This window comes from Allobosea sp. 47.2.35, assembly GCF_024655635.1.
GTDB lineage: Bacteria > Pseudomonadota > Alphaproteobacteria > Rhizobiales > Beijerinckiaceae > Allobosea.
On record NZ_JANLGI010000001.1, the window covers coordinates 221080 to 247628 of the forward strand.

Sequence of the window (26549 nt, forward strand, 5' to 3'; positions counted from 1 at the left end):
TTTCCTCATCGATCCGACGGCGACGCCGTCGGGCGCTTCGTGATGCGGAGGAAACTAGGCGCGCCGGATTACATGCGGCAGCCGGCGAGACTGAAAGCCTGCCTCTCAAAAACGACCTCTGGGAATGTGCCGTCGCGAGCCCGGGCTCGCATCGGCCGAACGGCGCAACAATGCCCCCGGCGGCCTGTCGGGGCTGGTCGGTGCGTGGCATGGGCGGGGCGTCGGCGACTGACGCTTCCGCGGCCCGCAAGGCATGACCAGCGTGCGCGGGCGCTCTGGCTTGCGCGTCAACACCGGCGCCTCTCGGCCAAGCTGCGCGCCTTTGCCGATTGCCTCCGCGAGGCCTTAAGCAGCCCGCCTTACTGGGAGGCCTGAGCTTGCCGGGCCGACGGCGTTGAGGCGAATGCCGCGGCCGATCAGTTCTCCCGACAGGGTCCGGATGAAGGATTGCAGGGCGGCTTTCGAGGCGGCGTAAACGCTCGAATTCGGCATGCCGATATGGGCATTGACCGAGGTGTTCAGCACGATCGAAGCTGGATTGGCCAGGATCGGCAGAAGGACCTGTCCGGACCGCGTCGTCAAGCCAGTCGAGCCGGCCGAACAAGCCCGCCGGACGCGCCGCGAGCTCGACGATCCAGCCGCGCGCCGGCTTCGTGCCCGTGATCATTGCCATCTCGGGCTCGGAGATGAAGACCTGGCCATCGCGGGCGGTGACCTGGCCGCGCGGCATCAGCTGGACCCATCCGGGAGCGGTGCGGGCGCCGTCCTGCCCCGCCGGCCTCGACGGCGAACGCGACGCCGTCGAGGCCGGCGGGCAGCTAGTTGCAGAGGGCGAGATGCTTGGACCATGGCGGCGGCCCAAAACGAAAAGGCCCCGGACGCGCGTCCGGGGCCATCAGCTGTTCAGTCGAGATTGCTCACTGCGGCTGTTGTATAACGATATCGCCGGTTTTCGAGCCAGGGGCAATCTTGCCGACGTATCGAACGGTGAAGCCGCCCTTGCTGGACGGCGTGGTGGTGATATCGACCCAACGCCACATATGGCCCTCTTGAGTGTCCAAGATCAGCACCATGCTCGCGACGTTCCCACTACTGGGCAGCGGAACCATCTGATACCGATCGCCCTGAGCGAAGACGGAGCTAGCGCTCAAGGACAGGAGCCCAGCGACCAATAACGAGTGTTTCACGGGCTCGCGTTCTCCACTTGTTGGCTCGCGTCGAAGATTGACGTATATTTGCCTTGCGGTCGAGCCACGGATAACCGGCCCCGTGCCGAGGAGGAGTGCCAACCTCCCGACCGCTAGCCCCCCTTCGCGCATAAGCCTCTCCAGAACCGCATCACAGCCCCGATGCACGCTGTTGACGAAGATCTCGCCCTCGGTGCTGGCCTTCAGGATGACGCGCCAGGCGATGCCGTCGATCCGCTTCCAGAGTGCGGTCTTCTCCCCGCCGCCGACGGTGTCCGGCTCGTCGAGGACATCCTGCAGCCGCGGCCAGGATCGTGACGGGCGGGAAACTGCGGTTGAGGCAAACGGGGCTTCTCGGAAGGGAGCAAAGGTCCAATCCAAGGTCCAAAAACGCGAAAAGCCCGGCAGATGCCCAGGCTTTCAGCGGAATTCCATATAAGGGAGAAGTGGTAGCGGGAGAGGGACTTGAACCCCCGACACGCGGATTATGATTCCGCTGCTCTAACCAGCTGAGCTACCCCGCCACAGGGCCGAAGCCGGCAAGCCGGCTCGTCGTCGAGGCGCGATATAGGCGCCACGACCCGGCCTCGTCAAGCCTCGTGCTCAGCTCTTGTCAACAGAGGCGAGCTTGCGCAGCCGGACGACCTTGAAATAGCCGCGCCCGACATGGACCGTCTCGTAGCGGCCCGTCGCCTTCGCCCAGTCGGTCAGGCGGCTGACCTTGAAGTCGGAGCTCCAGCCGACAGCCTTCGACAGCGGCGCGACCGCGCTCCAGAACGGCGCCAGCACGCCGCCATCATCGACGAGGCGGCTGGAGATGATGATCTCGCCGCCCGGCTTCAGGACGCGGTCCATCTCGGCCAGGGCCTGTTCGGGATCGGGAACGAGCGTGATCACGAATTGCGCGGTGACGGCGTCGAAGCGCTCGTCGCCGAAGCCGAGCCGGCAGGCATCCATCACCATCAGGCCGCGGACATGGTCGAGCCTTTGGTTCACCACCTTGCGATGGGCGACCCTGAGCATGTCGAGCGAGAGATCGGCGCCCAGAACACGCGAACTCGGCGTGAAATAGGGCAGGGTGAGACCGGTGCCGACGCCGATCTCGAGGATGTCGGGGCCGCAGGCGCAGGCCGCTTCCACCGCCTCGCGCTGCGGGCGCGCCAGCATCTTCTGATAGATCCGGTCGTAGAACTTGGCCCAGGTCGCGTAGACGCGCTTCTGGCCGTCGAGATCGTAAGTCACCGGCATGATGGGGAATCCGAGCGGAAGAGCGGGCCTGAGCGGTCAGGACAGGGCGAGGGCGGCCGGCGAGGGCGCGGCAGGCAAGGCGAGGGGGCGCCGCAGGATGGTGCCACCGCCAAGGACGCGGGAGCCGGGGCCGGCATCGGCATAGATTACGCAGGCCTGGCCCGGCGACACGCCTTCCTCGTCGCTGGCGAGCTCGATACGCAGGCCGTCCGCGTCGCGGAAGAGCCGGGCCTCGCGCGGGGCGCGGGTCGAGCGCACGCGCACGGCGACATCGAGCCCTGCCAGCGGCAGGGCGTCGAGCGACGTCTCGCCCAGCCAGTTGAGGTCGCGCAGGCGAACCTCGCGCACGCTCAGCGCCTCGCGTGGACCGACGATGACGCGAGCGGCGTCGGCATCGAGCCGGAGCACGTAGAGCGGTTCGCTCGCGCTGATGCCGAGGCCCTTGCGCTGGCCGACGGTGTAGTGGAGCACGCCGTCGTGATGACCGAGGATGCGGCCGTCGAGATGAACGATGTCGCCGGGACGGGAAGCGCCGGGCTTCAGCCGCTCGATGACATCGGCATAGCGCCCGTTCGGCACGAAGCAGATATCCTGGCTGTCGGGCTTGTCGGCGATGGCGAGGCCGAGCTCGGCCGCGAGAGCGCGGGTTTGCGTCTTGTCGATATGGCCGAGCGGGAAGCGCAGCAGGTCGAGCTGCTCCTGCGTCGTGGCATAGAGGAAATAGCTCTGGTCGCGGCTGGCATCGGCGGCGCGGAACAGGCCGCGATGGCCGTTGCCGAGATCGCGGCTCAGCACGTAATGGCCGGTCGCCAGCGCGTCGGCGCCGAGCTCCCTGGCCAGATCGAGCAGGTCGCGGAACTTCACGGTCCGGTTGCATTCGACGCAAGGGATCGGCGTCTCGCCGGCGAGATAGCTCTCGGCGAAGCGCTCGATCACCGCGTCGCGGAAGCGGCTTTCGTAATCGAGCACGTAATGCGGGATGCCGATCGTCTCGGCGACGCGGCGGGCATCGTGGATGTCCTGCCCGGCGCAGCAGGCGCCCGCGCGATGGACGGCCGCGCCATGGTCATAGAGCTGGAGCGTGACGCCGATGACATCGTATCCCTCGCGCTTGAGCAGGGCCGCGACCACGGAGGAATCGACGCCGCCGGACATCGCCGCGACGACGCGCGTTGCCGAGGGCGGCTTGGCGATGTCGAGGGAATTACGGAGGGGCGCGGTCATTCTCGGCTGTGTCGTGGCTGGCTCGGGGGGCTCGAAAGGCGGCGTCGGCGCGTCTGCCGGCTCTATACCGGCTTTGCTCCGATGCCGCCAGCAGGATCGGCAAATCTTGCCGGTCTGGGCTCATGGAACCGGGCTCATATTGCCCGCTCCTGATGCCAGATGATTGTAAGCCTTTGATTCAGCAAGGGGTGTTTCTGGCTCGCAACTTGCTGGACCGGGTCGGGCGCGTTGTTGCCCGCGTCACGGGACCGTTCATGCCGATCCAGTCTGCGTTCACAAGTCAGGCCCCAGCCGAAGCGCCGGTTGCCCGGTCGCGCGCCGGTCAAACCGAGCAGCGCGAGAGCGGCGAGGTCTTTGCGCTGCCCGAAGCCGAGACGGCAACCGCCGGGTCGAGCAAGGCGGGCGCGGCCGGCAAGGGCGCGGTTTCGCCGGAAGCCGCAGCGGCCAAGGATGTGACCTCTGCGGAGCAGGTCGTCGATCCCGCCAAGGTGAAGGCGCAGCTGGAAGCTTCGAAGGCCGTCGTCTCGTCTGCCGTTCCGACCTCCTCCCCTGCCCAGACCGGCACCGCTGCGCCGCAGGAGCTAAAGACCGATGCGAGCGGGGTTGCTTTCCTGCTCGCGATGGCTGCTGCCCAGATGGAGGCGCAGGCCAAGCCTGTCGGCGAAGGCGAGGCGGCTGAGACCGGCGAGGCGCAGGACGGTTCGACGAAGAAGGACGCGAAGGCCGCAGGCGAGGGCGAGGCTGCGGTCGCGACTTCAGTCCCTGTCGTCGAAACCCAGACCCCGGCTGTACCGGTTCCGGTCGCTATTGCGCCTGCGCTGTTGCCGCAGGGCCCGCTCCTGGCCGTCGATGCCGCCGAGGGCGAGGCTGTCGAAGCGATGGCCGCGGAAGGCGGCGCGAAGAAAAATGCCGCTTGGCCGCAATTTGCAGCCGCTGAACTGTCTGTTGCGATGCCGGCGACGGACCAGGCGTCTGCCGCAAGCGCCGTCGCCGATGCGAGCAAGACCGCGCAGAGCGTGCATGCCGTCGGAACTGCCGGGCTGGGCGTGAAAGAGCTTGCGGACATCCTGACCAAGGTAGACCAGCCTGCGATCGCCAACGGCACGCAGGCGGCCCCCGAGCCTAAGGCGCTCGACAGCCTTCAGCAGCCGGCAACGCCGTTCGATCTCTCGACCTTGCTGCAGCAGACATCCGGAAAATCCGGGCAAGACCGCCTTGTCCAGTCGTTCGATCCGAATGCCACTCCCGGCGCTCCGGGGCAGGGCACGGCGAGCGGTCAGCCGACGCCGATCCATGTCGTGCCGATCGAGATCGGCCTGCGCGCGATGGCGGGCTCGCGGCAATTCGACATTCGGCTCGATCCGGATGAGCTCGGCCGCGTCGATGTCAACCTGTCGATCTCGGACAAGGGCGAGGTCAGCGCCAAGCTGGTCGTCGACCGGGTCGAGACCCTGCATCTCCTGCAGCGCGATGCGCGTACGCTGGAGCGTGCCTTCGAGCAGGCGGGCCTGAAACCGTCCGATGGCGGCGTCGATATCACCTTGCGCGACCCGTCCGACCAGTCGGCCTTCCGCCAGAACCGTCAGCAGGACGAGGCGCCGCAGCGCGCGCGCCAGCCCGACGGCACCGAGCTGGCCGAGGACGCTCCCCTTTCCATCGACCCCGTCCCGCAGCGCCGCTTCGTTCGGCTCGGCGGCGTCGATCTCAGTATCTGAACGAGGACAAGCGCCATGGCGGTCTCCGGTACATCGGGCACATCAGGCACATCGGGCACCAGCAACAGCACGGTGACCGGCTCCACGAGCGGCATTGCCAACAATTTCGACCAGTTCCTGCTGCTGCTGACGACGCAGCTCAAGAACCAGTCACCGCTGGACCCGCTCGACACCAACCAGTTCACCCAGCAGCTCGTGCAGTTCGCCGGCGTCGAGCAGCAGCTCAAGACCAACGAGACGCTGGGCTCGCTGCTCAGCCTCAGCGCTGCGGGAACGGCGACGAACGCGGTCGGCTTCATCGGGGCCACGATCACAGCCGACGGCACCACGACGCGGCTGGCCAACAACAAGGCCGACTGGAAGGTCAACATGGCCTCGGCCGGCACAGCCACGATCACGATCAAGGATTCGAAGGGCAGCGTCGTCCAGACGATGACCCGGACGCTGACCGCCGGCGATCAGACCTTCAGCTGGGATGGCTCGACCTCGCTCGGCACCAAGGCGCCGGACGGCGAATACAGCATCTCGATCGACGCCAAGAACGTCGCTGGCGAGAGCATCACGGCGAAGACGCAGATCAGCGGCGTGGTCGACGGCGTCGATTTCACCTCGTCGATCCCGATGCTCAAGATCGGCGGGATCAGCGTCCCGATCGACAAGGTCAAGAGCGTGGTGCGCAGCGAGTGAGCGGGCGCGAATCAGTCGTGGACATCCGAGGCGATCGTTTTAGCCAATTCTTAAAGCCACCCGCCTATGCTGCCCTCAGTAGCTCTGTTGAGTTGTGTGAGAGTACCATGACCGAGCCATTGCGACCGCGGGTAAAGTACGTGATCGGACCGGACGGAAGTCCGCTGACGATCGCGGACCTGCCCCCGATGAATACCAGGCGCTGGGTCATCCGGCGAAAGGCCGAGGTGGTGGCTGCCGTACGCGGCGGGCTGCTCAGCCTCGAAGAGGCCTGCCAGCGTTACACGCTGACCGTCGATGAGTTCCTGAGCTGGCAGATGTCGATCGACCAGCACGGCCTCGCCGGCCTGCGGACGACCCGCATCCAGCACTACCGCCAGTAAGAAGCAGATATTCTCGTTTCCTTTCAAAGGCGTCGGCCCGAACAGGGTCGGCGCCTTCGGCGTTTAGCTCACCAGAGCGGTTCCGTGTTCCTTCGGAACGCTGAACCGCTCTGAATTATTGTCTGGCGCATTTTCTTCACGCGAACCGGTTCCCACTTCGCTCGAAAATGCTCTGGCCTGCGAGAAAGTTTAACGACCCGCACCCAAAAATTAACCAGCCGCTAACCATGCACCGGGAAAAACTTGCCTAGTGGGGCGGGACAGGTGTGCCGTCTCCTGCGATTCTGTGGGACGGATGGCGGCGTGAACGGCCTGATCGAGCAGTTTGCCAAATTCGGCGCGGCGCGCCTGGCGGCCATGCTTGCCGTCACGCTGGTGCTCGTCGGCTTCTTCGGCTTCGTCATGCTCCGGATGTCGCAGCCGGCGATGAGCGTGCTGTTCTCCGAGCTGGGTAGCCAGGACGTGAGCGCCATCCTCAAGGACCTCGATGCGCGCGGCATCAAGTACGAGCTGCGCGGCGACGGCCAGACCGTGCTGGTGCCGAAGGCCGACGTACCGCGCCTGCGGCTCGACCTCGCCAGCAAGGGCATCCCGGCCGGCGGCGGCGTCGGCTACGAGATCTTCGACAAGGGCGACGCCTTCTCCTCGACCAGCTTCGTCCAGAACATCAACCATCTGCGCGCGCTCGAAGGCGAGCTGTCGCGCACCATCCGCTCGATCGGGCGGGTGCAGTCGGCGCGTGTTCATCTCGTCATCCCGGAGCGGCGCCTGTTCGAGCGCGACCGCGAGCCGCCGCGCGCCTCGATCGCGCTCAAGCTCGCCGGCGAGCTCGATGCCGCGCAGGTCCGGGCCGTGCGCCATCTCGTCGCCTCGGCGGTCGATGGCCTGAAGCCGGAGCGGGTTTCGATCGTCGACGAGCGCGGCCGGCTCCTGGCCGACGGCGCACAGAGCGACCAGGGCCTGATCGGGCTCGGCATCGAGGAGCGCCAGACCGCGATCGAGAAGCGCATCAAGAGCCAGGTCGAGGACATCGTCGCCAGCGTCGTCGGTTACGGCCGGGCGCGGGTGCAGGTCTCGGCCGCGCTCGACACCAACCGCGTCGAGAGCCGTTCCGAGAGCTACGATCCGGAAAGCCGCGTCCTGCGGTCGAGCCAGAACCGCACGGAAGCCTCGACCACGACCGAGGGCGGCAACGGCACGGTCACCGTGGGCAACGAACTGCCGGGCGCGCAGCAGACGCAAGGCGCGCAGCAGAACCAGCGCGAGAACTCCCAGAAGAACGAGGAAGTCGCCAATTACGAGATATCGCGCACGACCCGCACCGAGGTGTTGGAAGGCGGGCGCGTCAGGAAGCTGTCGGTCGCGGTCCTCGTCGACGGCAACTACACGCGCAGCCCGGCCGGCGAGATGTCCTACCAGCCGCGCAACAACGAGGAGCTGGAACGCATCGGCGAGCTGGTGCGCACCGCGGTCGGCTTCGACCAGGGCCGTGGCGACAAGGTCGAGGTCGTCAACCTGCGCTTTGCCGAGGCGCCACCGCCGCCGGCCGATCTCACCGAGCAGACGCTGCTGCAGCAGCTCACCTCCTTCACCCGGGAGGACCTGATCCGCTTCGCCGAGCTCGGCGTGATCTCGCTGCTCACCGTGATCGTGCTGATGACCGTGGTGCGCCCGCTGCTGAAGCAGGTGCTGGCAGCCGACAACAGCAATGTCCGCGCGATCCCCTCCTTCATGCGCAATGGCGCCGTCCTGGCCGGCCCCCCCGGCGAGACCGGCGATCCGGCCGGCAGCGGGCGGGCGATGACGGTTGGTGCCGATGGCGCGCCGCTGCCCGTCGACGTCGATGTGCCGCCCTCCGAGCGGATGCTGGCGATCGCCCAGGTCAAGGGGCAGCTCAAGGCGCAGTCCGTGGAAAAGATCGGGGCCCTGGTCTCGCAGAATCCGGCCGACTCGGTCGCGGTGCTGCGAAGCTGGATCCACGAGAAGTCCGCGGCGTGACGGGGCGCTGAGACATGGCCGATACCCGATCGATCGCAACCCGCAATCCCGGCCTCCCGGATGCCATCGAAGGCGGCGGCTTCGGTGTGACCACCGTCGCCGAGATGACCGGCCCGCAGCGGGCCGCCGTCATCCTGCTCGTGCTGGGCGAAGAGCACGGCCGCAAGATCTGGCAGGAATTCGACGACGACGAGATCCGCATCATCACGCGCGCCATGGCTGAGCTCGGCACGGTCGATGCCGACGAGGTCGAGCGCCTGATGCTCGATTTCGTCGGCAAGCTCTCCAGCGCCGGCGCGGTGACGGGCTCCTTCGACCGCACGATCTCGCTGCTCGAGAAGATCCTGCCGACCGATCAGGTCGCGCTGATCATGGAGGAAATCCGCGGGCCTGCCGGCCGCAACATGTGGCAGAAGCTCGGCAATATCGACGCGGTCGTGCTCGCGAACTTCCTCAAGAACGAGTATCCGCAGACCATCGCCGTGATCCTGTCGAAGATCCGGGCCGAGCATGCCGCCAATGTGCTGCGCAATTTGCCGAACGATCTCTCGATCGAGGTCGTCGGGCGCATGCTGCGGTTGGAATCGGTGCAGAAGGAGGCGCTCGACCATATCGAGAATACGCTGCGCACCGAGTTCGTCTCGACGCTGACCCAAACGCGCCGCCGTGATCCGCACGAGATGATGGCCGAGATCTTCAACGGCTTCGACCGGCAGACCGAGCTGCGCTTCCTGTCTGCGCTCGACGCCTCGAACCAGGAAGCGGCGGAGCGCATCCGCACCCTGATGTTCACCTTCGAGGACCTCGGCAAGCTCGACTCGGCCGGGCTGCAGACGCTGGTGAGCCAGGCCGACAAGGAAACGTTGGCGCGCGCGCTCAAGGGCGCCAGCCAGTCGATGCGCGACTTCTTCTTCGGCGCCATGTCGCAGCGCGCCTCGAAGAACATGCAGGACGACCTGGAATCCATGGGGCCCTTGCGCCTCAAGGAGGTCGACGAGGCGCAGACCAAGCTCGTGCAACTGACCAAGGACCTCGCCGAGAAGGGCGAGATCGTGCTGTCCAAGGGCAGCGCCGAAGACGAGCTGGTGTACTGACATGGCATCCGCGACCAAGTTCATGTTCGGGACGGATTTCCGCGAAGGCAGCCGCAAGGCCGCTGGCGAGGCCGATATTGCCGCGGCGCGGGCCGAGGGCTTCCATGCCGGGCACGAGCAGGCGCATCGCGAGGCGCAGGCCCAGCTCGTCGGCCTGACCGGGCAGCTCGCGCGTTCCGCCGAGCGGCTTTTCGCGCAGGAGGCTGCGCGCATGGCCGCTATCGAGGAACATGCGGCCCAGGTCGCGCTCGTGACGGCGAAGGCGCTGGCCGGGGCGGCGCTTGCCGAGAAGCCGCTGGCCTTGCTTGCCGGCGCGATCCGCGAGTGCCTGAGCCATGCCCGCATGGCGCCGCATCTGGTGCTGCGCGTGCATGAGAGCATGGTCGAGGCCGCCGAGGAGCTGGTCCGCAAGCTCGCAGCCGAACACGGCTTCTCCGGCAAGCTGATCGTGCTCGGGCAATCCGACATCACGCCCGGCGACGGGCGCATCGAATGGGCGGAGGGCGGCTTCGTCCTCGACAGCCAGCAACTCACGGCTCTGGTCGAACAGGCGGTCTCGCGCGTGTTTGGCCATGGTCATGCGGAACCATGAAGGTCTGAGCCATGAGCCAGGAGAACGATCTCAACCTGCCGCCGCTGAACCAGGCCGACCTGTCCTTCGACCAGGGGGACATGTCTGTTGCGCGCTCGGGCCCGGTCCCGGTCAAGACGGCCGAGGACCTGGAACAGGTCTTCGACGTGCCGGTCACGGTTTCAGCGGTGCTCGGCTCTTCGAAAGTGGCGGTCGGGGACCTGCTCCAGATCGTGCCGGGTGCGGTGCTCGAACTCGATCGGCGCGTCGGCGAGGCCATCGACATCTTCGTCAATGAGCGTCTGGTCGCGCGCGGCGAGGTCGTCGTGGTCGAGGACCGGCTCGGCGTGACCATGACGGAAATCATCAAGGCGGACCGGTGACGGCCCGCCCCATGACATCGACGAACGGAAGGACCTGAGCCATGCGCCTCATCATCGCCGGCGGTCTCAAGGGACAGATCATCGCAGCCGCCAAGATCGCCATGTCGCATGGCGCGGCCGTGACCCACACCGAAAGCCTCGACCAGACGCTCGCAGTGCTGCGCGCCAAGGGTGCCGACCTGCTGATGGTCGACGTCGCCCAGCCGATCGCGGGCTATGTCGCGGCGCTGGAGGGCGAGCGCATCCGCACGCCGATCGTCGCCTGCGGCACCTCGACCGATACCCGCGCCGCCGTGGCCGCGATCCAGGCCGGCGCGCGCGAATACGTGCCGCTGCCGCCCGATCCGGAGCTGATCGCGGCGGTGCTGGAGGCGGTGGCCGCCGACCAGTCCAGCCTGATCTGGCGCGATCCGGCGATGGAGCGGGTCGTGCAGCTCGCCTCGCAGATCGCGCGCTCGGAAGCGCCGGTGCTGGTCACCGGCGAGAGCGGCACCGGCAAGGAGGTGATCGCACGGCACCTTCACCAGAAATCCGGCCGCAAGGACCGTCCGTTCGTCGCGGTGAACTGCGCCGCGATCCCTGACAACCTGCTCGAGTCCGAACTGTTCGGCCATGAGAAGGGCGCCTTCACCGGCGCCATCGCGCGGCGCATCGGCAAGTTCGAGGAGGCCAATGGCGGCACGCTGCTGCTCGACGAAATCTCGGAGATGGATGTCCGCCTGCAGGCCAAGCTGCTGCGCGCGCTGCAGGAACGGATGATCGACCGCGTCGGCGGCACGCAGCCGGTCAAGGTCGATATCCGGATCATCGCGACCTCGAACCGCAACCTGGCCGATGCGGTGCGCGAGGGCTCCTTCCGCGAGGACCTGCTCTACCGGCTCAATGTCGTGCATCTGCGCCTGCCGGCGCTGCGCGAGCGCCCGAGCGACATCCTGGCTCTGGCGGACCATTTCGCCAAGAAATACGCGGATCTGAACGGGCTGCCGGCGCGGCCGATCGCGGCCGACGCCCGCAAGTTGCTGCTGGCCAGCGCCTGGCGCGGCAACGTTCGCGAGCTGGAGAACACGATGCACCGGGCGGTGCTGCTGGCGAGCGGAACCGAGATCGCGGCCTCAGCCGTGCTCAGCCCGGAAGGGGAAGCGCTCTCACCGGCGCCGTCCCGCGACCCCGCGGCGCGCGCAGCCCAGACGGCGGAGGCGATGACGCGCTCGCTGGTTGGGCATACGGTCGCCGATGTCGAGCGCGAGCTGATCCTCGATACGCTGGATCACTGCCTCGGCAACCGGACTCATGCGGCCAAGATCCTGGGGATCTCGATCCGCACGCTACGCAACAAGCTCAGCGAATATACCTCGGCCGGCATCACGGTCGCCGAGCCGGGTCAGACGCGCATCAGCGCAGCCTGACCCGAGAGCCGGTCAATAGTAGCGCCGACGGTAATAGTAGCGCGGCCGGGCATAATAGCGCGGGCGGTAGTAGTAGCGCGGGCGCACATAGTAGCGGGGTCGGGCATAGTAGCGCGGCCGGCGATAGTAGTAGTACTGGCTGAACTCGGCGTCGGTCTTGTCGAGCGCCTCCTTCACCTCGGCGGTTACGGCCTCGCCATCCTTGGCGGGCTCGGCTTCCGGCTTCGGTGCCAGCACAGGCTGGGCGGCCTCGGCTGCGGCGATCCCGCCCATGCCAGCCGCGGCGAAGCCACCGACCAATGTCATCAGGAATGAGCGTCTGTCCACGACGGCCTCCAGACTGTTGTCACCACATCTCCAACGACATTCTTAGAGAGGGAATGCCGGTGGGGAATAATGCATTTAAATGATGCTTTGTTCCATCGGGCCGGTTTTCGCCCGCGATGGTTACGGAATGCCATGGCGTCAGTCGACGGCGTTGAGCGGCCGCGCCACGCTTTCGAGCGGCTTGCGCTCGGCCGGAAAGGCGAAGCGCGCGGCGATGGCCGCAGCGGCCAGCATCAGGAACGCGCCGAGCAGATAGCCGCCGAAGACGCTGCCGCGCGAGCCGGTATCGATCAGGATGCCAAAGAGCCAGGGGCCCGCGATGCCGCCCGCGCCGGTGCCGATCGCATAGAACATCGCGATGGCCAGCGCGCGCATCTCGACCGGGAAGGTCTCGGAAACCGTGAGATAGGCCGAACTCGCGGCAGCTGAGGCGAAGAAGAAGACGACGCTCCAGCAGAGGGTGAGCTGCGAAGCGGTGAGCCAGTCTTTCCAGAACAGATAGCCGGTGCCGGTGAGCAGCAGGCCCGACAGTGCATAGGTCGCGGCGATCATCACGCGGCGGCCGATCGTGTCGAAGAGCCGGCCGATCAGGAGGGGTCCGAGGAAATTGCCGGCGGCGAAGGGCAGGATGAACCAGCCGATGTTCTGCGCGGGCACGGCGTAGAAATCGGTCAGGATCAGCGCGTAGGTGAAGAAGATCGCGTTATAGAAGAAGGCCTGCGATAGCATCAGCGCGAGGCCCACCAGCGCGCGCTCGCGATGGACGACGAAGAGGGCGTGGAAGACCTCGCCGAGTGGCGTCGCGGCGCGCGGGCGCAGGCGGGTCAGCGGCAGGACCTCGCCGGCCGGCGCGACGAAGCCGGCGCGGCGCTCGATATCGGCGACGATGGCCGCTGCACGCTCGGGTTGGCCGTGGCTGATCAGCCAGCGCGGGCTTTCCGGAATCCATTGCCTGAGGAAGAGGATGATCAGGCCGAGCGCCGCGCCGATGAAGAAGGCGAGGCGCCAGCCATGTTCGGGGTCGATCCAGGCGGGGTCGAGCAGGACGATGGAGCCCAGCGCACCAATGGCGGCACCGACCCAGAACGAGCCGTTGATGACGAGATCGGTCCAGCCGCGCACACGGGCCGGGATCAGCTCCTGGATTGTCGAGTTGATCGCGGTGTATTCTCCGCCGATACCCATGCCGGTCAGGAAGCGGAAGAGGATGAAGCTCCAGACGTTCCAGGAGAAGGCGGTGGCCGCCGTCGCCGAGAGATAGACGAGAACCGTGATCGTGAAGAGTTTCTTGCGCCCGAGCCGGTCAGTCAGCCAGCCGAAGAAGATGGCGCCCAGCACCGCGCCGGCGATATAGGCGGCGCCGGCAAGCCCGATCTCGGTATTGGTGAATTTGAGGACCGGGCTTTCCTTTAGGGCGCCGGAGACCGAGCCGGCGAGGGTGACCTCAAGCCCGTCGAGAATCCAGGTGATGCCGAGCGCGGCGACGACGAGCGTGTGGAAGCGCGACCAGGGCAGGCGGTCGAGCCGTGCGGGCACATCCGTGGTGACGATGCCGGGGTCGGTTCCCTGAAGCTGAGTCTGTTGCACGGGTTGCCCCCGGATGGAAACGGCGCTCTTGCGGCGCTTTGAAAGGCGGGCCGACGCGGCGGAGATGGCGTCCGAAGGCAACGGCCTCCGGCGGCTAAGGTTCCGGTGACGCATTCGGGGACAGGCTCCTGAGGCCCGGCTTAACCAATCGTTCACCATAGGCCCGGCAAGAATTGCCGAGCTGCGCCCTGCTTCGGGGCGCGTCCTGTCATGGACAGGCAACGGGCGTGGGGCGGAACGGTCGATGACCGATGTGACGGCAGGGCAAGGCAGAGGCTTTACCGTTCCCGACCGGGGGGCGCTCGGAAAGCTTTTCAACCGTCCGGACCTGTTCCTCGCCATCGGCGTCATGGGCATCCTGGTGGTGCTCGTATTCCCGATGCCGGCGGTCCTGCTCGACCTGTTGCTGGCGCTGTCGATCATCCTGTCCGTACTGGTGCTGATGACCGCGCTCTTCATCGAGGAGCCGCTGGAATTCTCGGCCTTCCCGACGGTGCTGCTGATCGTCACCATGTTCCGGCTGGCGCTGAACCTCGCCTCGACGCGCCTGATCCTCGCTCATGGCCATGAAGGCACCTCGGCTGCCGGTCACGTCATCGAGGCCTTCGCCGGCTTCGTGATGAGCGGCAATTTCGTGATCGGCGTGATCGTCTTCACGATCCTGATCATCGTGAACTTCGTCGTCATCACCAAGGGCTCGGGCCGTATCGCCGAAGTCGCAGCCCGGTTCAGCCTCGATGCCATGCCCGGCAAGCAGATGGCGATCGACGCCGACCTCTCCGCCGGCCTGATCGACCAGGAGACCGCGAAGGTCCGCCGCAGGGCGCTGGAGGACGAGTCGTCCTTCTTCGGCTCGATGGACGGCGCCTCGAAATTCGTACGCGGCGACGCCATCGCCGGCCTGCTGATCACCTTCATCAACGTACTCGGCGGCATCGTCATCGGCGTCGCGCAGCAGGGGCTGAGCTTCGGCCAGGCGGCGACGAATTATACCTTGCTCACCGTCGGCGACGGCCTCGTCAGCCAGGTCCCGGCGCTGATCGTCTCGACCGCGGCCGGCCTGCTCGTCTCGAAGGCGGGCGTGCGCGGCGCGGCCGACAAGGCGCTCGGCAAGCAGCTCTCGGGCTATCCCAAGGCGCTCGGCATGTCGGCGGCTGTGATGCTGCTGATCGCGCTCTTGCCGGGCATCCCGATGCTGCCCTTCCTGCTGCTGGCAGGTGGTGCGGGTTACCTGGCCTATCGTTTCGGCAAGGCGGCCAAGGCCCGCGAGGCGGAGCAGGGCGTGCTCGATCCGGCACAGGCCGGCGGCGCGGTCTCGGCCGACGGCACGCCGCGCGAGGAGACGCTGAACGACCTCCTCAAGATGGATGAGCTCAAGATCGAGATCGGCTACGGGCTCCTGCCGCTGGTCAATGCGCCGAGCGGGCAGGACCGGCTGACGGATCAGGTCCGGGCGCTGCGCCGGCAGCTCGCGGCCGAGCTCGGCTTCGTCATGCCCGCGGTGCGCATCGTCGACAACGTCCAGCTCGAGGCGAACCACTATTTCATCAAGATCAAGGAGATCGATGCCGGGCAGGGCATCGTCTATGCCGGCCAGTACATGGCGATGGACCCGATGGGCGGCGCCGTGAACCTGCCCGGCCACAACGTGCTGGAACCGACCTTCGGCCTGCCGGCGACCTGGATCGACGCGGCCTTGCAGGACGAGGCGCAGCTGCGCGGCTACACCGTGGTCGATGCCGCCACCGTGATCTCGACGCATCTCACCGAGGTGCTGAAGTCGAACATGCCGGAGCTGCTCTCGCATTCCGAGGTGCAGAAACTGCTGCGCGAATTGCCGAAGGACCATGCCGATCTCGTCAAGGAGATCGTACCGAGCCAGATCTCGACCACCGGCATCCAGCGCGTGCTCCAGCTCCTGCTCTCCGAGCGCATCTCGATCCGCGATCTCCCGACCATCATCGAGGGGATCGCCGAGGTCTCGTCCGGCATGCGCAATCCCCGAGAGATCGCCGAGCATGTCCGCGCCCGGCTCGCCCGCCAGATCTGCGCCCAGTTCTCGAACGGGCTCGGCGTGCTGCCGATCATCACGCTCTCGCCGGCCTGGGAGGGCGTCTTCGCCGAGTCGATCATCGGCCAGGGCGAGGAGCGGCATCTGGCCATGCAGCCCTCGCGGCTGCAGGAATTCGTGCATCACGTCCGCGACAAGTTCGAGGATGCGGCCCGCATCGGCGAGATGCCGGCGCTGGTCACCTCGGCGATGGCGCGGCCCTTCGCCCGCCAGATCATCGAGCGCTTCCGCCGGGAGACGCCGGTGCTGTCGCAGGCGGAGATCCATCCGCGCGTGCGGCTCAAGACGGTCGGCAGCGTCTGAGGCGCGCCTCCGCTTTCCACGGGGCCCCGATGCCTGCCGCGCAATGGTCAGCCTGAGGGCCCGGGGCTAAGCGGGAGAGATGTCGCGCAACGCCGCCCTCTTCGCCGTGATGTGTCTCGTCTGGGGGCTGACCTGGCTGCCGGTCAAGGTCGGCTCAATGTATGTTCCGCCGGTTTTCCTGGCGGCGGCGCGTTTTTCGCTCGCCGGACTCATCATGTTGCTCTGGGCCGGGCGCGATGCGCCGAAGGTTTCGGCCGGGGCCTGGCCCCGGTTGATCGCTACCGCGCTCTTGCTCAACACCGCCAATTACGCGCTGCTGTTCTGGGGCACGAAGCATGCCCCGAGCGGGCTCGCGGCCATTGTCAATTTTGCGACCATCCCGATCTACACGCTGCTGGCCAGCCGCGCGATCGAGGGCGTGCGGATCGACGGGCGTAAGCTTGTTGCGATCGCGCTCGGCACCGTGGGCCTGGGTTTCCTGTTCGCGACGCGGGCCATGGGCGGGCTCGCTGCGGCCCATGGCGATCCGCTGGAGGCGATGGGGCTCGCGGCGGTGGCCGGCGGCACATTGTTCTATTGCGTCGGCGCCGTGCTCTCGCGGCCGATCGCCGGGACGATGCCGACATTGACGCTGGCGGGCTGGCAGACGCTGATCGGTGGCATCGGGCTGACCGCAGTGTCGCTCACGCTGGAGCCGGTCGGGCTTGCCGATGTCCGGGCGCTGGCGAGCTGGCCGGTGTTGCCGGCCGTGCTCTTCCTGATCGTCGGCGGCTCGCTGATGGGCTTCACCATCTATATGCGGCTGCTGCGCGACTGGGGGGCGTTCCGGGCTGGGCTCTATGCCTTCGTCAGCCCCGCCATCGCGGTCGCGGTCGGCGTCGTCGCGCTGAGCGAGCCCTTCGGCTGGTCGGAAGCGATCGGCGCGCTGCTGATGTTCGGCGCGGCCGCGATCGCGCTCAAGCGGTAAGGTCGGCTCTCAAGGCGGCGGGGCGATGCGGGTGCTGCGCTTGAGCTGTGTCCGTTCGAAGGCGAGCACGATCGGCAGCGAGAAGACCAGCGGCAGGATGAGATAGAACATCCGCCAGACCAGCAGCGCGGCGAAGACGGCCGGCGCCGGAACGCCCGGCATCACCGCCAGGAAGACCGCCTCCATCACGCCGACGCCGCCGGGAACCTGGCTGAGCAGTCCTGCCGAGAAGGAGAGCAGGAAGGCGCCGAGCACGATCAGGAAGCCCGGATTGCCCTGGTCCGGCAGCGCGAAATAGATGATGCCGGCGGCGCCCGCGAGCTCGAGCGGAGCCGCGAGATATTGCCGGGCGACGATCGGCAGGCGCGGATAGATGATCTCGAACTTGCCGATCTTGAGCGGCTTGAAGCGCAGCCAGGAACCGATCGTGTAGAGCGCGACGAAGGCGAGCATGCCGACGCCGATCAGGCGCGCGGTATTGTCCGATATCGCGAACCATTTCGACATCCGTTCCAGCGGATGCAGGATCTGCGGCTCGTAGATGAGCACGAGCCCCATCAGGAAGATCGTGCCGAAGGCGAAGGTGAAGGAGCAGAGCGCGACGAGCACCGCGACCTCCGCCGCCGTCAGGCCCTTCGCCGTATAGGCGCGGTAGCGCACCATGCCGCCCGAGAAGACCGAGGCGCCGATATTGTGGGAGAGCGCATAGGTCACGAAGGAGCAGAGCGAGATATAGAACCAGGAGATGCCCTTCTCCTTGCCGAGATGGATCAGGGCGATGCGGTCGTACCAGGCGAGTGCCGCATAGGCGACCAGGGTTGCAAGCGCGGCATGGAGGAAGGCCTCGGGCGGGATCACCGCGATCTTGTGGCCGATCCGGAGAGCGATGATCTTCACGCTCTGCCAGAGCCCGGCATCGGCGAGCAGCGCCTCGATCGCGGCGTCCGATCCCGCCTCGGCCTTCAGCTTGTCCCAGAGCAATTCGACGGACCAGACGACCGCGATGAGCCCGATGATCGGCCAGAGGTAATCGAGATAGCGTTTCATGAAAGGCCGCGGGCTCGGGACAAGGTGGCGACGGGTAGGATGGTCCACGTCGTCACCGCTGCGGCGCGAACCTTCCCTCTCTGTGCCAGCGGGGAAGGGCGAGGGCAAGCGCCTGAGCTTGCTCGCCCTCACCCAAGGTCAGGGGGCGAAACTGAGGTCACCTGCCGTTCTTCTTCAGCCAGTCCCGCATCATCGCGACTTCCTTCTCCTGGTCGCGGATGACGTTCTCGGCGAGCTTGCGGATTACAGGGTCCTTGCCATGGGCGAGGACGATTTTGGCCATGTCGATCGCGCCCTGATGATGCGGGATCATGCCGCGGACGAAATCGGCATCTGCATCGCCGGAATAGGGGATGTCCATGTCCTTATGCATCTTGGTGTTTGCGTCGCGATAGGCCTTGGTCGAGGCGCTGTCGCCGGGCTTGGCGGCCGCAGCGGCCCCGTGGCCGGCATGGCCGCCATGGGATGGCTGGGCCTTGGCCGCGCCGGCAAGCAGGCCGGCGGCGAGAAGGGCTGCCAGGACGGCGGCGGTGCGGTTCATCTGGTCTCATCCTCGGTCAGGCGTGAAGGCGGATCGCGCCTTCCCGGCGGTTCGATCCATCGTGATGTCCGGCCGGGGAGGCGGGACGGGGCGCGATGCCGTGACGCCGGGCATGCATCGGCGTGCGGTGATCTTTCGACCTCGATCATGTCATGATCGCGGCAGATTCCCTTGTGAGCCGATCGAACAGCCTTTCATGACCCAGAGCCTGACCATCACCCTGACCGGAACGACCGACCTGCCGCCCGGCAAGATCGCGACCATCGTGACCTCGCTGGAAATGTTGGGGCGTCCTCCCGAGCGGCCCGACCCGGCCGGGATCGCAGGCTTTTCGCTCGATGCGATCGGCCGCTCCGATGTCGAGCGCTATCTTGCCGTCTATCGGCTGCTCGGCGAGCGCTGGATGTGGTTCAGCCGCCTGACCAAGCCGCGCGCCGAGATCGAGGCGATCCTCGCTGACCCCGCAGTCGAGTTCTACGCGGTTCGCTTCGAAGGGCGCGATGTCGGCCTGCTCGAGCTGGATTTCCGGGTGGCCGGCGAAGGCGAACTCGCCTTCTTCGGGTTGGACGAGGCCGTGGTGGGCAAGGGTGCCGGCCGCTGGCTGATGAACCGGGCGCTGGCGCTCGCCTGGGCCAAGCCGATCGCGCGTTTCTGGGTGCATACCTGCACGCTCGACCACCCCGCCGCGCTCGCCTTCTACCAGCGCTCGGGCTTCACGGTGTTCAAGCGCGGGGTCGAGGTCGACGATGACCCGCGCCTGACGGGCAAGCTGCGGCGCGACTCCGTCGAGCACCATCCCGTCATCGCATGACAAAAGGGCGGCGCCCCGAGGACGCCGCCCTTTCGTCTGAACTCTGGAAACCGGCTCAGACGCGCGAGCGCAGCCCGATCGCGTCCATGGTGGCCTGGTCGCGGGCGGCTTCCGCCGCACGCTCCGAAGCTCGCTCGCGATCGTCGAGGATCTCGACCTTCTTCATGTCCTCGAAGGCTTCCTGCAACTCGGCCTTGGCCTCGTCGAGCTGGCCCTTCAGGTTGTCGGCCGACTGGCGCAGGTTGTCGCGGCGGCCGAGCGCGGCCTTGGCATAGGTCGGATAGGCAAAATGGGCGGGGTCCGCGATGCCGGCGCGCGATTCCTCGGCCTGGATCTCGCGATCGAGATCGCTCGCCATCCGGTGAAAATCGGCGATCATCATCTCGATCTGGCTTACCCGGCGACGTTTCTCGTCGACCTGGAAGCGCTTGAGCCGAAGAAGCGTCTCTCGCGACTTCATGTCGTTTTCAACTCCTGATTACGCATCGGCGGCACCGACCCCTCGGCGCACGCCAGAACTCCATCCGCGAGACGAGGAGCAACATGGCGCAAGGAGGTTGACCTTTCCTTACCGGAACGGGCTGCCTTTGACGCATGATCCGCCCGCGTGGCGGCTGCTGCCGCCGGCTGTCGGGATGATCTAGTGAGTGAGGGGGCGTGGCCGTTCGGCCGATTTGCCTCCCGCGGATATCCTGTCTTGGCTGCCTCTTCTCGTTTCGGCGGGCACGGCCCCCTGCTTTCCGGCCTGGCGCTGACCCGCATCATCGGCTGGGGCTCGACCTTCTATTCGCCCTCGGTTCTGGTCGGCGCGCTCGACCGCGAGATCGGGCTCAATGCCGAGATCGTCTTCGGCGGCATCACCATCCTGCTGATCACCGGGGCGCTGGTCGCGCCCGCGATCGGGCGCATCCTCGATCGCGAGGGCACGCGCCGTTCCATGTGCATCGGCGCGGTGATCTGCGCGCTCGGCCTCGGCGTGCTGTCGCTGGCGCAGGGGCCGGTTAGCTATCTCGCGAGCTGGTTCGTGATCGGGCTCGGCCATGCGATGTCGCTGGCCAATACCGGCAACGTCACGATCTCCCAGTTGATGGGCGACCGGACGCGGCGCGTGATCGGCCTGATGATGCTGGTCACCGGGCTTGCCTCCAGCGTGTTCTGGCCCCTGACCGCTGCACTGATGAATGCCTTCGGCTGGCGGATGACGCTCGTCATCTTCGCCGCGATGCAGCTTCTGATCGTGCTGCCGATCTATGCGGCGATCCCGCGCTACCACCGCGCTGCCGCGCCGGCGCCCACCTCGGCGACCGTTCAGGGAGCCGGATCGGCGGGCGAACATGGCAGCGTGCCGGCGCATGCGCGGCGAGCGGCGTTCTGGCTGGTGGCGCTCGCCTTCTCCGCCAGCGGGCTTGTTTCCTGGGGACTGCCGCTGCACCTGATCAGCCTGTTCCAGGAGGCCGGGCTGACGCAGGCCGAAGCGGTTTGGGTCGCGACGCTCAGCGGCCCGGCGACGCTCGCGGCGCGGGCCATCGACGCGACGCTCGGCGAGCGGCTGCCGGCCGAGAAGGTTGCGCTGTTCGGCCTGCTGCTGGGGCCGGTCCTGTGTCTGGCGCTGCCCTTCGTGGCGATGACGATCACGGCGGCGGCGATCTTCGTCACGCTGTTCAGCGCGGCGCTCGGCGTGATCTCGATCGCGCGGGCGACGCTGCCGCTGGCGCTGTTCGGGCGAAACGGCTTCGCGACGATGCTCGGCAAGCTCACCGTGCCGCAGAACATGACCTTCGCCGCCGCGCCGCTGCTCTTCGCGGTGATGGTCGAGCGGCTCGGCGCCAGCCCGACGCTGATGATCTCGGCGGCCATTCAGGCCGTCGGCTTCATCGCGATGTTCGTTCTGGTGCGGGTGGTGGCGCGAGGCTGAGGCCGCTCATATCCGGGCCAGCAGGGCTGCGATGGCCAATGCGGCGGGCAGGGCCTGGATGTAGAGGATCTTGCGGCTGGCGGTCGCCGCGCCGAACAGTCCGGCGATGAGGACGCAGGCCAGGAAGAACAGCTTGATCGCGAAGCCTTCCGGGCCGAGCCAGAGCCCCCAGATGAGGCCGGCGACGAGGAAGCCGTTATAGAGCCCCTGATTGGCGGCGAGCACCTTCGTGCGCGCGGCGAAATCCGGCGTGAGGCCGAAGGCCTTGTGGCCGCGCGGGGTGTCCCACCAGACCACCTCCAGGATGACGATGTAGACGTGGATGAGGGCGACGAGGCCGATCAGAAGGGCTGCGATCATCGGTCGGACATCCTGCGGCGGGAGATTCTGGCGCCCATCAGACCGTGCCGCTCATGATGGCGGCAAGGCGGGCGTAGCATTCATGCAGCGGGGTCGCGTCGTCCTTGGCCTGCTTGAGGAAGGCTTCGAGCGCGGGATGGAGGCGGATCGCCTCGTCGACCTCGGCCGAGGCGCCCTGGCGATAGGCGCCGAGGCGAATCAGTTCTTCCATGTCGGCATAGGTCGCGAGCGTCGAGCGCGCCTTCTGCACGACCGGATAGTAGGCCGGGTCGCAGGAACGCGGCATCGTGCGCGAGACCGACTTCAGGATGTTGACTGCCGGATAGCGGCCGCGCTCTGCGATGGAGCGTTCCATGACGATATGGCCGTCGAGGATGCCGCGCACCGCGTCGGCGACGGGCTCGTCATGGTCGCCACCGTCGACCAGCACGGTGAAGAGGCCTGTGATCGCGCCGTCGCCGGTGCCGGGGCCGGCGCGTTCGAGCAGGCGCGGCAGTTCGGCGAAGACGGTCGGGGTATAGCCCTTGGTGGTCGGCGGCTCGCCGGCGGCCAGCCCGATCTCGCGCATCGCCATGGCGAAGCGCGTCACCGAATCCATCAGGCACATCACCTGCAGGCCGCGATCCCGGAAATATTCGGCGAGCGTCAGCGTGGTGAGCGCCGCCTGCTTGCGCATCAGGGCCGGTTCGTCGGAGGTCGCGACGACGACGATCGAGCGGGCGAGGCCCTGCGGCCCGAGGTCCTCCTGCAAGAACTCCTGCACCTCGCGGCCGCGCTCGCCGACGAGGCCGATGATGTTGACATCGGCCTGGGCATAGCGGGCGAGCATCGAGAGCAGCACGGACTTGCCGACGCCGGAGCCGGCGAAGATGCCCATGCGCTGGCCGATGCAGCAGGTCAGGAAGGTGTTGAGCGCGCGCACGCCGAGATCGAGCGGGCGCCCGACCCGGCGCCGCTTATGGGCGTTCGGGGGATCGTTGCGATAGGCGAAGAGCGTGTCGCCTTGCGGCAAGGGCGGGCCGCCATCGACCGGCCGTCCGAGCGCATCGACGACGCGGCCGAGCCAGGCTGGCGTGGGACGCAGGCCCGGCTGGGCCCGGTCGACATGGACGGGGCAGCCGCGGCGGACGCCGTCGAGCCCGCCGAAGGGCATGACCAGCGCCTTGTCGCCGGAGAAGCCGACGACCTCGCAGGGAACGCGCGTGCCCGGCGCGATCTCGATGCCGACGCGCCCGCCCAGGCTCATCGCGCCGATCGGCCCGGCGACCTCGACCAGCAGGCCGCGTACGCCGATGACGCGGCCATAGATGGTCACGCCCTCGATATGCTCGATGGCGGTCGCCAAAGCGGACAGGCGGTCATGGCCGTGGGAGGGCGAATTCATCGGGTCGTGTCAGCTTGATCGGCAGGGTTCGCGCATATCATAGCCGCCGCCGGGAGCCCTGTGGATGATTTGGTAAGGGTTCCTAACAAATTGCGCTCATTTACCAGCTGTTAAGCTCTGTGGTTAAGACTGCAAATCGAGGCTGCCGCGTGTCGCAAGGCGATTATCGCCCTGTTTCCCGAAGCTAGCTTCCGCGAAAGGCGCTTTCGCGGCCGAGAAGTTCAGCGATCCGTGTCAAATTCGACTCACCTCGACAAGGATCGTTCACTTTCTCCGAGGAAGCGCTTGCGCTCGGGAATCACGGTTTGTTAACCAGTTTCCTCGTAGCGTGTCGCGTGGCGTTTCATTGGGCAAGTGCGTCGTCGCCGAGGGCCGGGAAGGCTCGGGCGGAAACAACGGTCAAACCTGCCCTGCGGGCGAAATTGGGGACGTGGACATGCGGGTTCTGCTGATCGAGGACGATAGCGCGACCGCTCAAAGCATCGAGCTCATGCTCAAATCGGAGAGCTTCAACGTCTATACGACGGACCTCGGCGAAGAGGGCGTCGATCTCGGCAAGCTCTACGATTACGACATCATCCTGCTCGACCTGAACCTCCCCGACATGTCGGGTTACGAGGTTCTGCGCAGCCTGCGCGTGGCGAAGGTCAAGACGCCGATCCTGATCCTCTCCGGCCTTGCCGGCATCGAGGACAAGGTAAAGGGCCTCGGCTTCGGCGCCGACGACTACCTCACCAAGCCGTTCCACAAGGACGAGCTGGTTGCCCGCATCCACGCGATCGTGCGCCGCTCGAAGGGCCACGCCCAGTCGGTCATCACCACCGGCGACCTGGTCGTCAATCTCGACACCAAGACGGTCGAGGTCGATGCCGCCCGCGTGCACCTGACCGGCAAGGAATACCAGATGCTGGAGCTGCTCTCGCTCCGCAAGGGCACGACGCTCACCAAGGAGATGTTCCTCAACCATCTCTATGGCGGCATGGACGAGCCCGAGCTCAAGATCATCGACGTCTTCATCTGCAAGCTGCGCAAGAAGCTCGCCAACGCGTCGGACGGCAAGAACTACATCGAGACCGTCTGGGGCCGTGGCTACGTCCTGCGCGAGCCGTCCGATGTCGACGAGCGCATCCCTGCCTGACGCATTTCCGTCGCCCGCCCGTCATCGGGCGGTCATGAAGCGACGCTAGACCAGTTCTTGACCTGATCGTCGGATGTACACGACAGGTCGATGGGGACCCCGCCGAGAGGCGGGGTTTTTGTTTGTGCGATGAGCCTCGGGAGCCGTAAGGCCGCTTCAGCCGCGTAGTGCGGAGACGGCGACGACAGGGCGCGGCCGCAGACCCGGCGCGGGGGAAGAGGCAAGGGGAGCCGCCGTCATCGCTGGATGCCGGTAAAGACCGCGGTGCTGCGGGTCGCAGGTGAGCTTCGTCGCCAGCCCCAGCACGGTTTCGGCGGCGCCGAGCACGAAGGCTCCATCCGGCACGAGGCGTGGCGTCAGCAGCTCCAGCACCTTCACCTTGGTCGGCACGTCGAAATAGATCAGCACGTTGCGGCAGAAGATCACGTCGAAGCGGCCGAACGGGTCGTTGCGCTCCAGCAGGTTGTGCGGCTTGAACTCGACCATCGAACGGATGCGCTGCGACACCTGCCATTTGTCGCCGACCTGCTGGAAATGCTTCAGCAGCATCTGGATCGGCAGGCCGCGCTGGATCTCGAACTGGCTGTAGATGCCGGCGCGGGCCTTTTCCAGGATCTCCGAGGAGATATCGGTGCCGAGAATCTCGATCTTCCAGCCGGCGAGCCGGTCGCCCAACTCGTCGATCAGCATGGCCAGCGAATAGGCTTCCTGGCCGCTGGAGACGGCGGCGCACCAGATCCGCAGCGAGCGACTGGCGGCATTGGCGGCGAGCCGCTCCGGCAGGATCACGTCGCGGAACAGGTTGAACGGCGTCTGGTCGCGGAAGAACAGGGTCTCGTTCGTGGTCATGGCATCGACCACTGCGCTTTCCAGGCCCGGATCGCGCGAGAGCCTGAGCTGGCGGACGAGGGCCTCGAGATCGGCGATGCCTCGGCGCCGGCAGAGGATGCCGAGCCGGCTCTCGGCGAGATAGCGCTTGTCCGCTGTCAGCGACAGGCCGGAGCGCTGTTGCAGCAGGAGGCGCAGGAAGGCGAAATCGGCTTCGGTCATGCCGTTTGCACCCCCCGCACGAGGCAGCGGATCGAAGCGCCGATCTCGTCGAGCGCGACGACGGTGCTGGCATGGCGGGCCCGCACGACTGAACCCGGCATGCCCCAGATCGTGCTGCTCGGCTCGTCCTGGGCGATGACGGCGGCGCCAGCCTTGCGCAAGGCCCCGGCGCCGTCGGTGCCATCGCTGCCCATGCCGGTGAGAACGAGCCCGAGCGCGGCCGCGCCGAGATGGCGGGCGGCATCGCTGAACAGCACATCGACGGCCGGACGGCAGAAATTGACGGGCGGCTCGTCGCCGATGCGGGCGACGATATGGCCGAGCCGGCGGTCGATGCCGAGATGGCGGCCGCCGGGCGCGATATAGACGGTGCCGCGCATCAGGCGCTCACCGTCGAAAGGCTCGCGGGCGGGAACCCCGATATGGTTGGCGACCTGCTCGGCGAAGGAGGCGGTGAAGAGCGGTGGCATATGCTGGACGACGATCGTCGTCAGGTCGTTGAGCCCCTCGCCGATGTCGAACAGCACCTTGGCAACGGCGCGAGGGCCACCCGTCGAGGCGCCGATCACGAGATAGCGCGGCATTACCGAGACGAGGGGGCGCAGGTTCGTCGGCCCGGCATGCGGCAGGTCGGTGTCGAGCTCCGGCGGCAGCGCGCCTGGTCTGATCGGCGTGTGGACGATGTTGCCGAGCTTGAGCAGGAACTCGCTGCGGAAGTCGAGCGACAAGGTCATGCCGCTGCGGCTGTCCGGCTTGGAGACGACATCCATCGCACCCCGGGTCATGCATTCCAGAGCGAGGCGCGTGTTGCGCTCGTTCAGCGTCGCCGCGAGCAGTACGCCCGTATTCGGGCTTTCCTTGAGAATCTGGGGCAGGGCGGCGGCGCCGTCGACGCCGGGCATGTCGAGGTCGAGCACCATAACGTCGGGCTTGAAGCGGGTCGCGTGGGCGACCGCGGTCTCGCCGTCGCCAGCGACCGCGACGACATGAAAATTGCCGGCCTCGCCCAGCCAGCGCGCGAAGAGCCCGCGCACGACGACGGAATCGTCGGCGATCACCACGGTCTTGTGCCGTGAGGCGGGGCTTGCGGGAAGCGCGCGGGGAGACAACATCGGCATGTTTCTCTCTAGGCCGGCTACATAGGCGAAGGCG

Annotated in this window: 25 protein-coding genes, 1 tRNA gene and 1 pseudogene; 13 read left to right on the forward strand and 14 right to left on the reverse strand. The window is 66.9% G+C overall.

What is annotated here, in order from left to right:
* Positions 1-360 precede the first annotated feature (360 nt).
* The 5 genes and pseudogenes from NUV79_RS01125 to mnmA all read right to left on the reverse strand — a co-directional run.
* Positions 361-603, reverse strand: a pseudogene (locus NUV79_RS01125) (SDR family oxidoreductase); the annotation flags it as partial.
* 314 nt (positions 604-917) lie between these two features.
* Entirely contained in the window at positions 918-1568 is a 651-nt protein-coding gene (locus NUV79_RS01130) for a hypothetical protein (protein ID WP_257731242.1), read from the reverse strand.
* 66 nt (positions 1569-1634) lie between these two features.
* Positions 1635-1711 (reverse strand) — tRNA-Met (locus NUV79_RS01135).
* Between the two features lie 79 nt (positions 1712-1790).
* Positions 1791-2435, reverse strand: a complete 645-nt coding sequence (locus NUV79_RS01140; protein ID WP_257731243.1) for a class I SAM-dependent methyltransferase — start codon at positions 2433-2435, stop codon at positions 1791-1793.
* Between the two features lie 36 nt (positions 2436-2471).
* The gene (gene mnmA, locus NUV79_RS01145) at positions 2472-3659 is read right to left on the reverse strand and encodes a tRNA 2-thiouridine(34) synthase MnmA (protein WP_257731244.1); all 1188 of its coding nucleotides are present in this window, start codon (positions 3657-3659) and stop codon (positions 2472-2474) included.
* A 254-nt stretch (positions 3660-3913) separates the two neighbouring features.
* On the opposite strand from mnmA, the gene NUV79_RS01150 reads away from it, so the two are divergent.
* The 8 genes from NUV79_RS01150 to flbD all read left to right on the forward strand — a co-directional run bounded on the left by NUV79_RS01150 (position 3914) and on the right by flbD (position 11896).
* A complete protein-coding gene (locus NUV79_RS01150; protein ID WP_257731245.1) occupies positions 3914-5374 on the forward strand; it encodes a flagellar hook-length control protein FliK in 1461 nt (486 codons plus the stop codon).
* A 15-nt stretch (positions 5375-5389) separates the two neighbouring features.
* Positions 5390-6061, forward strand: a complete 672-nt coding sequence (locus NUV79_RS01155; protein WP_257731246.1) for a flagellar hook assembly protein FlgD — start codon at positions 5390-5392, stop codon at positions 6059-6061.
* A gap of 107 nt (positions 6062-6168) precedes the next feature.
* Entirely contained in the window at positions 6169-6444 is a 276-nt protein-coding gene (gene sciP, locus NUV79_RS01160; RefSeq protein WP_038359348.1) for a CtrA inhibitor SciP, read from the forward strand.
* Between the two features lie 303 nt (positions 6445-6747).
* Positions 6748-8442 (forward strand): flagellar basal-body MS-ring/collar protein FliF, encoded by a 1695-nt coding sequence (gene fliF, locus NUV79_RS01165; protein ID WP_257731247.1) that lies wholly within the window; start codon positions 6748-6750, stop codon positions 8440-8442.
* Between the two features lie 104 nt (positions 8443-8546).
* Positions 8547-9536: a flagellar motor switch protein FliG gene (gene fliG, locus NUV79_RS01170; protein ID WP_257731528.1), complete on the forward strand. Its 990-nt coding sequence runs from the start codon at positions 8547-8549 to the stop codon at positions 9534-9536.
* 1 nt (position 9537) lies between these two features.
* Positions 9538-10128: a FliH/SctL family protein gene (locus NUV79_RS01175; protein ID WP_257731248.1), complete on the forward strand. Its 591-nt coding sequence runs from the start codon at positions 9538-9540 to the stop codon at positions 10126-10128.
* Positions 10129-10139: 11 nt separating this feature from the next.
* Positions 10140-10490, forward strand: a complete 351-nt coding sequence (fliN, locus tag NUV79_RS01180; protein WP_374678612.1) for a flagellar motor switch protein FliN — start codon at positions 10140-10142, stop codon at positions 10488-10490.
* A 41-nt stretch (positions 10491-10531) separates the two neighbouring features.
* Positions 10532-11896, forward strand: coding sequence for a sigma-54-dependent transcriptional regulator FlbD (gene flbD, locus NUV79_RS01185; RefSeq protein WP_257731249.1), 1365 nt, complete (start codon positions 10532-10534; stop codon positions 11894-11896).
* A 12-nt stretch (positions 11897-11908) separates the two neighbouring features.
* Here the strand turns inward: flbD and NUV79_RS01190 are convergent, their stop codons facing one another.
* Both NUV79_RS01190 and NUV79_RS01195 read right to left on the reverse strand, forming a co-directional pair.
* On the reverse strand, positions 11909-12223 hold the full coding sequence (locus NUV79_RS01190; RefSeq protein ID WP_257731250.1) for a hypothetical protein: 315 nt from the start codon (positions 12221-12223) through the stop codon (positions 11909-11911).
* A gap of 138 nt (positions 12224-12361) precedes the next feature.
* Positions 12362-13924, reverse strand: a complete 1563-nt coding sequence (locus tag NUV79_RS01195) for an MFS transporter (protein ID WP_257731251.1) — start codon at positions 13922-13924, stop codon at positions 12362-12364.
* Between the two features lie 130 nt (positions 13925-14054).
* On the opposite strand from NUV79_RS01195, the gene flhA reads away from it, so the two are divergent.
* Together flhA and NUV79_RS01205 are read left to right on the forward strand one after the other, a co-directional pair.
* Entirely contained in the window at positions 14055-16184 is a 2130-nt protein-coding gene (gene flhA / locus NUV79_RS01200) for a flagellar biosynthesis protein FlhA (RefSeq protein ID WP_257731252.1), read from the forward strand.
* A 79-nt stretch (positions 16185-16263) separates the two neighbouring features.
* Positions 16264-17151: a DMT family transporter gene (locus NUV79_RS01205; RefSeq protein WP_257731253.1), complete on the forward strand. Its 888-nt coding sequence runs from the start codon at positions 16264-16266 to the stop codon at positions 17149-17151.
* Between the two features lie 9 nt (positions 17152-17160).
* On the opposite strand, the gene NUV79_RS01210 is transcribed toward NUV79_RS01205, so the two are convergent.
* Positions 17161-18198, reverse strand: coding sequence for a lysylphosphatidylglycerol synthase transmembrane domain-containing protein (locus NUV79_RS01210; protein ID WP_257731254.1), 1038 nt, complete (start codon positions 18196-18198; stop codon positions 17161-17163).
* 157 nt (positions 18199-18355) lie between these two features.
* Positions 18356-18739 carry a CopM family metallochaperone gene (gene copM, locus NUV79_RS01215; protein ID WP_257731255.1) on the reverse strand — a complete coding sequence of 128 codons (384 nt, stop codon included), beginning with the start codon at positions 18737-18739 and terminating at the stop codon, positions 18356-18358.
* Positions 18740-18935: 196 nt separating this feature from the next.
* On the opposite strand from copM, the gene NUV79_RS01220 reads away from it, so the two are divergent.
* Positions 18936-19550: a GNAT family N-acetyltransferase gene (locus NUV79_RS01220; protein WP_257731256.1), complete on the forward strand. Its 615-nt coding sequence runs from the start codon at positions 18936-18938 to the stop codon at positions 19548-19550.
* Between the two features lie 55 nt (positions 19551-19605).
* On the opposite strand, the gene fliJ is transcribed toward NUV79_RS01220, so the two are convergent.
* Complete coding sequence (fliJ, locus tag NUV79_RS01225) at positions 19606-20010, reverse strand: flagellar export protein FliJ (RefSeq protein WP_047574070.1); 405 nt, start codon at positions 20008-20010, stop codon at positions 19606-19608.
* 237 nt (positions 20011-20247) lie between these two features.
* Between fliJ and NUV79_RS01230 the strand changes: the two genes are divergently transcribed.
* Positions 20248-21465, forward strand: coding sequence for an MFS transporter (locus NUV79_RS01230; RefSeq protein WP_257731257.1), 1218 nt, complete (start codon positions 20248-20250; stop codon positions 21463-21465).
* Between the two features lie 6 nt (positions 21466-21471).
* Here the strand turns inward: NUV79_RS01230 and NUV79_RS01235 are convergent, their stop codons facing one another.
* Both NUV79_RS01235 and fliI read right to left on the reverse strand, forming a co-directional pair.
* On the reverse strand, positions 21472-21825 hold the full coding sequence (locus NUV79_RS01235) for a DUF1304 domain-containing protein (protein WP_257731258.1): 354 nt from the start codon (positions 21823-21825) through the stop codon (positions 21472-21474).
* A 37-nt stretch (positions 21826-21862) separates the two neighbouring features.
* Positions 21863-23179: a flagellar protein export ATPase FliI gene (gene fliI, locus NUV79_RS01240; RefSeq protein WP_257731530.1), complete on the reverse strand. Its 1317-nt coding sequence runs from the start codon at positions 23177-23179 to the stop codon at positions 21863-21865.
* A gap of 466 nt (positions 23180-23645) precedes the next feature.
* On the opposite strand from fliI, the gene ctrA reads away from it, so the two are divergent.
* A complete protein-coding gene (gene ctrA / locus NUV79_RS01245) occupies positions 23646-24347 on the forward strand; it encodes a response regulator transcription factor CtrA (protein WP_056711445.1) in 702 nt (233 codons plus the stop codon).
* Between the two features lie 156 nt (positions 24348-24503).
* Here ctrA and NUV79_RS01250 read toward each other — a convergent pair whose 3' ends face one another.
* Positions 24504-25397, reverse strand: a complete 894-nt coding sequence (locus tag NUV79_RS01250; protein WP_257731259.1) for a CheR family methyltransferase — start codon at positions 25395-25397, stop codon at positions 24504-24506.
* On the reverse strand, positions 25394-26515 hold the full coding sequence (cheB, locus tag NUV79_RS01255) for a chemotaxis-specific protein-glutamate methyltransferase CheB (protein WP_257731260.1): 1122 nt from the start codon (positions 26513-26515) through the stop codon (positions 25394-25396). Before cheB ends, NUV79_RS01250 begins: the two co-directional genes overlap by 4 nt.
* Positions 26516-26549: the final 34 nt, after the last annotated feature.

Excerpts from the sequence above, each read along its gene's own strand:
- NUV79_RS01250 (WP_257731259.1), bottom strand. The coding sequence starts at position 25,397 with ATGACCGAAGCCGATTTCGCCTTCCTGCGCCTCCTGCTGCAACAGCGC.
- flhA (WP_257731252.1), top strand. The coding sequence starts at position 14,055 with ATGACCGATGTGACGGCAGGGCAAGGCAGAGGCTTTACCGTTCCCGAC.
- cheB (WP_257731260.1), bottom strand. The coding sequence starts at position 26,515 with ATGCCGATGTTGTCTCCCCGCGCGCTTCCCGCAAGCCCCGCCTCACGG.
- NUV79_RS01140 (WP_257731243.1), bottom strand. The coding sequence starts at position 2,435 with ATGCCGGTGACTTACGATCTCGACGGCCAGAAGCGCGTCTACGCGACC.
- mnmA (WP_257731244.1), bottom strand. The coding sequence starts at position 3,659 with ATGACCGCGCCCCTCCGTAATTCCCTCGACATCGCCAAGCCGCCCTCG.
- NUV79_RS01155 (WP_257731246.1), top strand. The coding sequence starts at position 5,390 with ATGGCGGTCTCCGGTACATCGGGCACATCAGGCACATCGGGCACCAGC.
- NUV79_RS01175 (WP_257731248.1), top strand. The coding sequence starts at position 9,538 with ATGGCATCCGCGACCAAGTTCATGTTCGGGACGGATTTCCGCGAAGGC.
- ctrA (WP_056711445.1), top strand. The coding sequence starts at position 23,646 with ATGCGGGTTCTGCTGATCGAGGACGATAGCGCGACCGCTCAAAGCATC.
- sciP (WP_038359348.1), top strand. The coding sequence starts at position 6,169 with ATGACCGAGCCATTGCGACCGCGGGTAAAGTACGTGATCGGACCGGAC.
- NUV79_RS01205 (WP_257731253.1), top strand. The coding sequence starts at position 16,264 with ATGTCGCGCAACGCCGCCCTCTTCGCCGTGATGTGTCTCGTCTGGGGG.
- fliN (WP_374678612.1), top strand. The coding sequence starts at position 10,140 with ATGAGCCAGGAGAACGATCTCAACCTGCCGCCGCTGAACCAGGCCGAC.
- copM (WP_257731255.1), bottom strand. The coding sequence starts at position 18,739 with ATGAACCGCACCGCCGCCGTCCTGGCAGCCCTTCTCGCCGCCGGCCTG.
- NUV79_RS01235 (WP_257731258.1), bottom strand. The coding sequence starts at position 21,825 with ATGATCGCAGCCCTTCTGATCGGCCTCGTCGCCCTCATCCACGTCTAC.
- NUV79_RS01150 (WP_257731245.1), top strand. The coding sequence starts at position 3,914 with ATGCCGATCCAGTCTGCGTTCACAAGTCAGGCCCCAGCCGAAGCGCCG.
- flbD (WP_257731249.1), top strand. The coding sequence starts at position 10,532 with ATGCGCCTCATCATCGCCGGCGGTCTCAAGGGACAGATCATCGCAGCC.
- NUV79_RS01210 (WP_257731254.1), bottom strand. The coding sequence starts at position 18,198 with ATGAAACGCTATCTCGATTACCTCTGGCCGATCATCGGGCTCATCGCG.
- fliG (WP_257731528.1), top strand. The coding sequence starts at position 8,547 with ATGACCGGCCCGCAGCGGGCCGCCGTCATCCTGCTCGTGCTGGGCGAA.
- NUV79_RS01195 (WP_257731251.1), bottom strand. The coding sequence starts at position 13,924 with ATGCGTCACCGGAACCTTAGCCGCCGGAGGCCGTTGCCTTCGGACGCC.
- fliJ (WP_047574070.1), bottom strand. The coding sequence starts at position 20,010 with ATGAAGTCGCGAGAGACGCTTCTTCGGCTCAAGCGCTTCCAGGTCGAC.
- NUV79_RS01220 (WP_257731256.1), top strand. The coding sequence starts at position 18,936 with ATGACCCAGAGCCTGACCATCACCCTGACCGGAACGACCGACCTGCCG.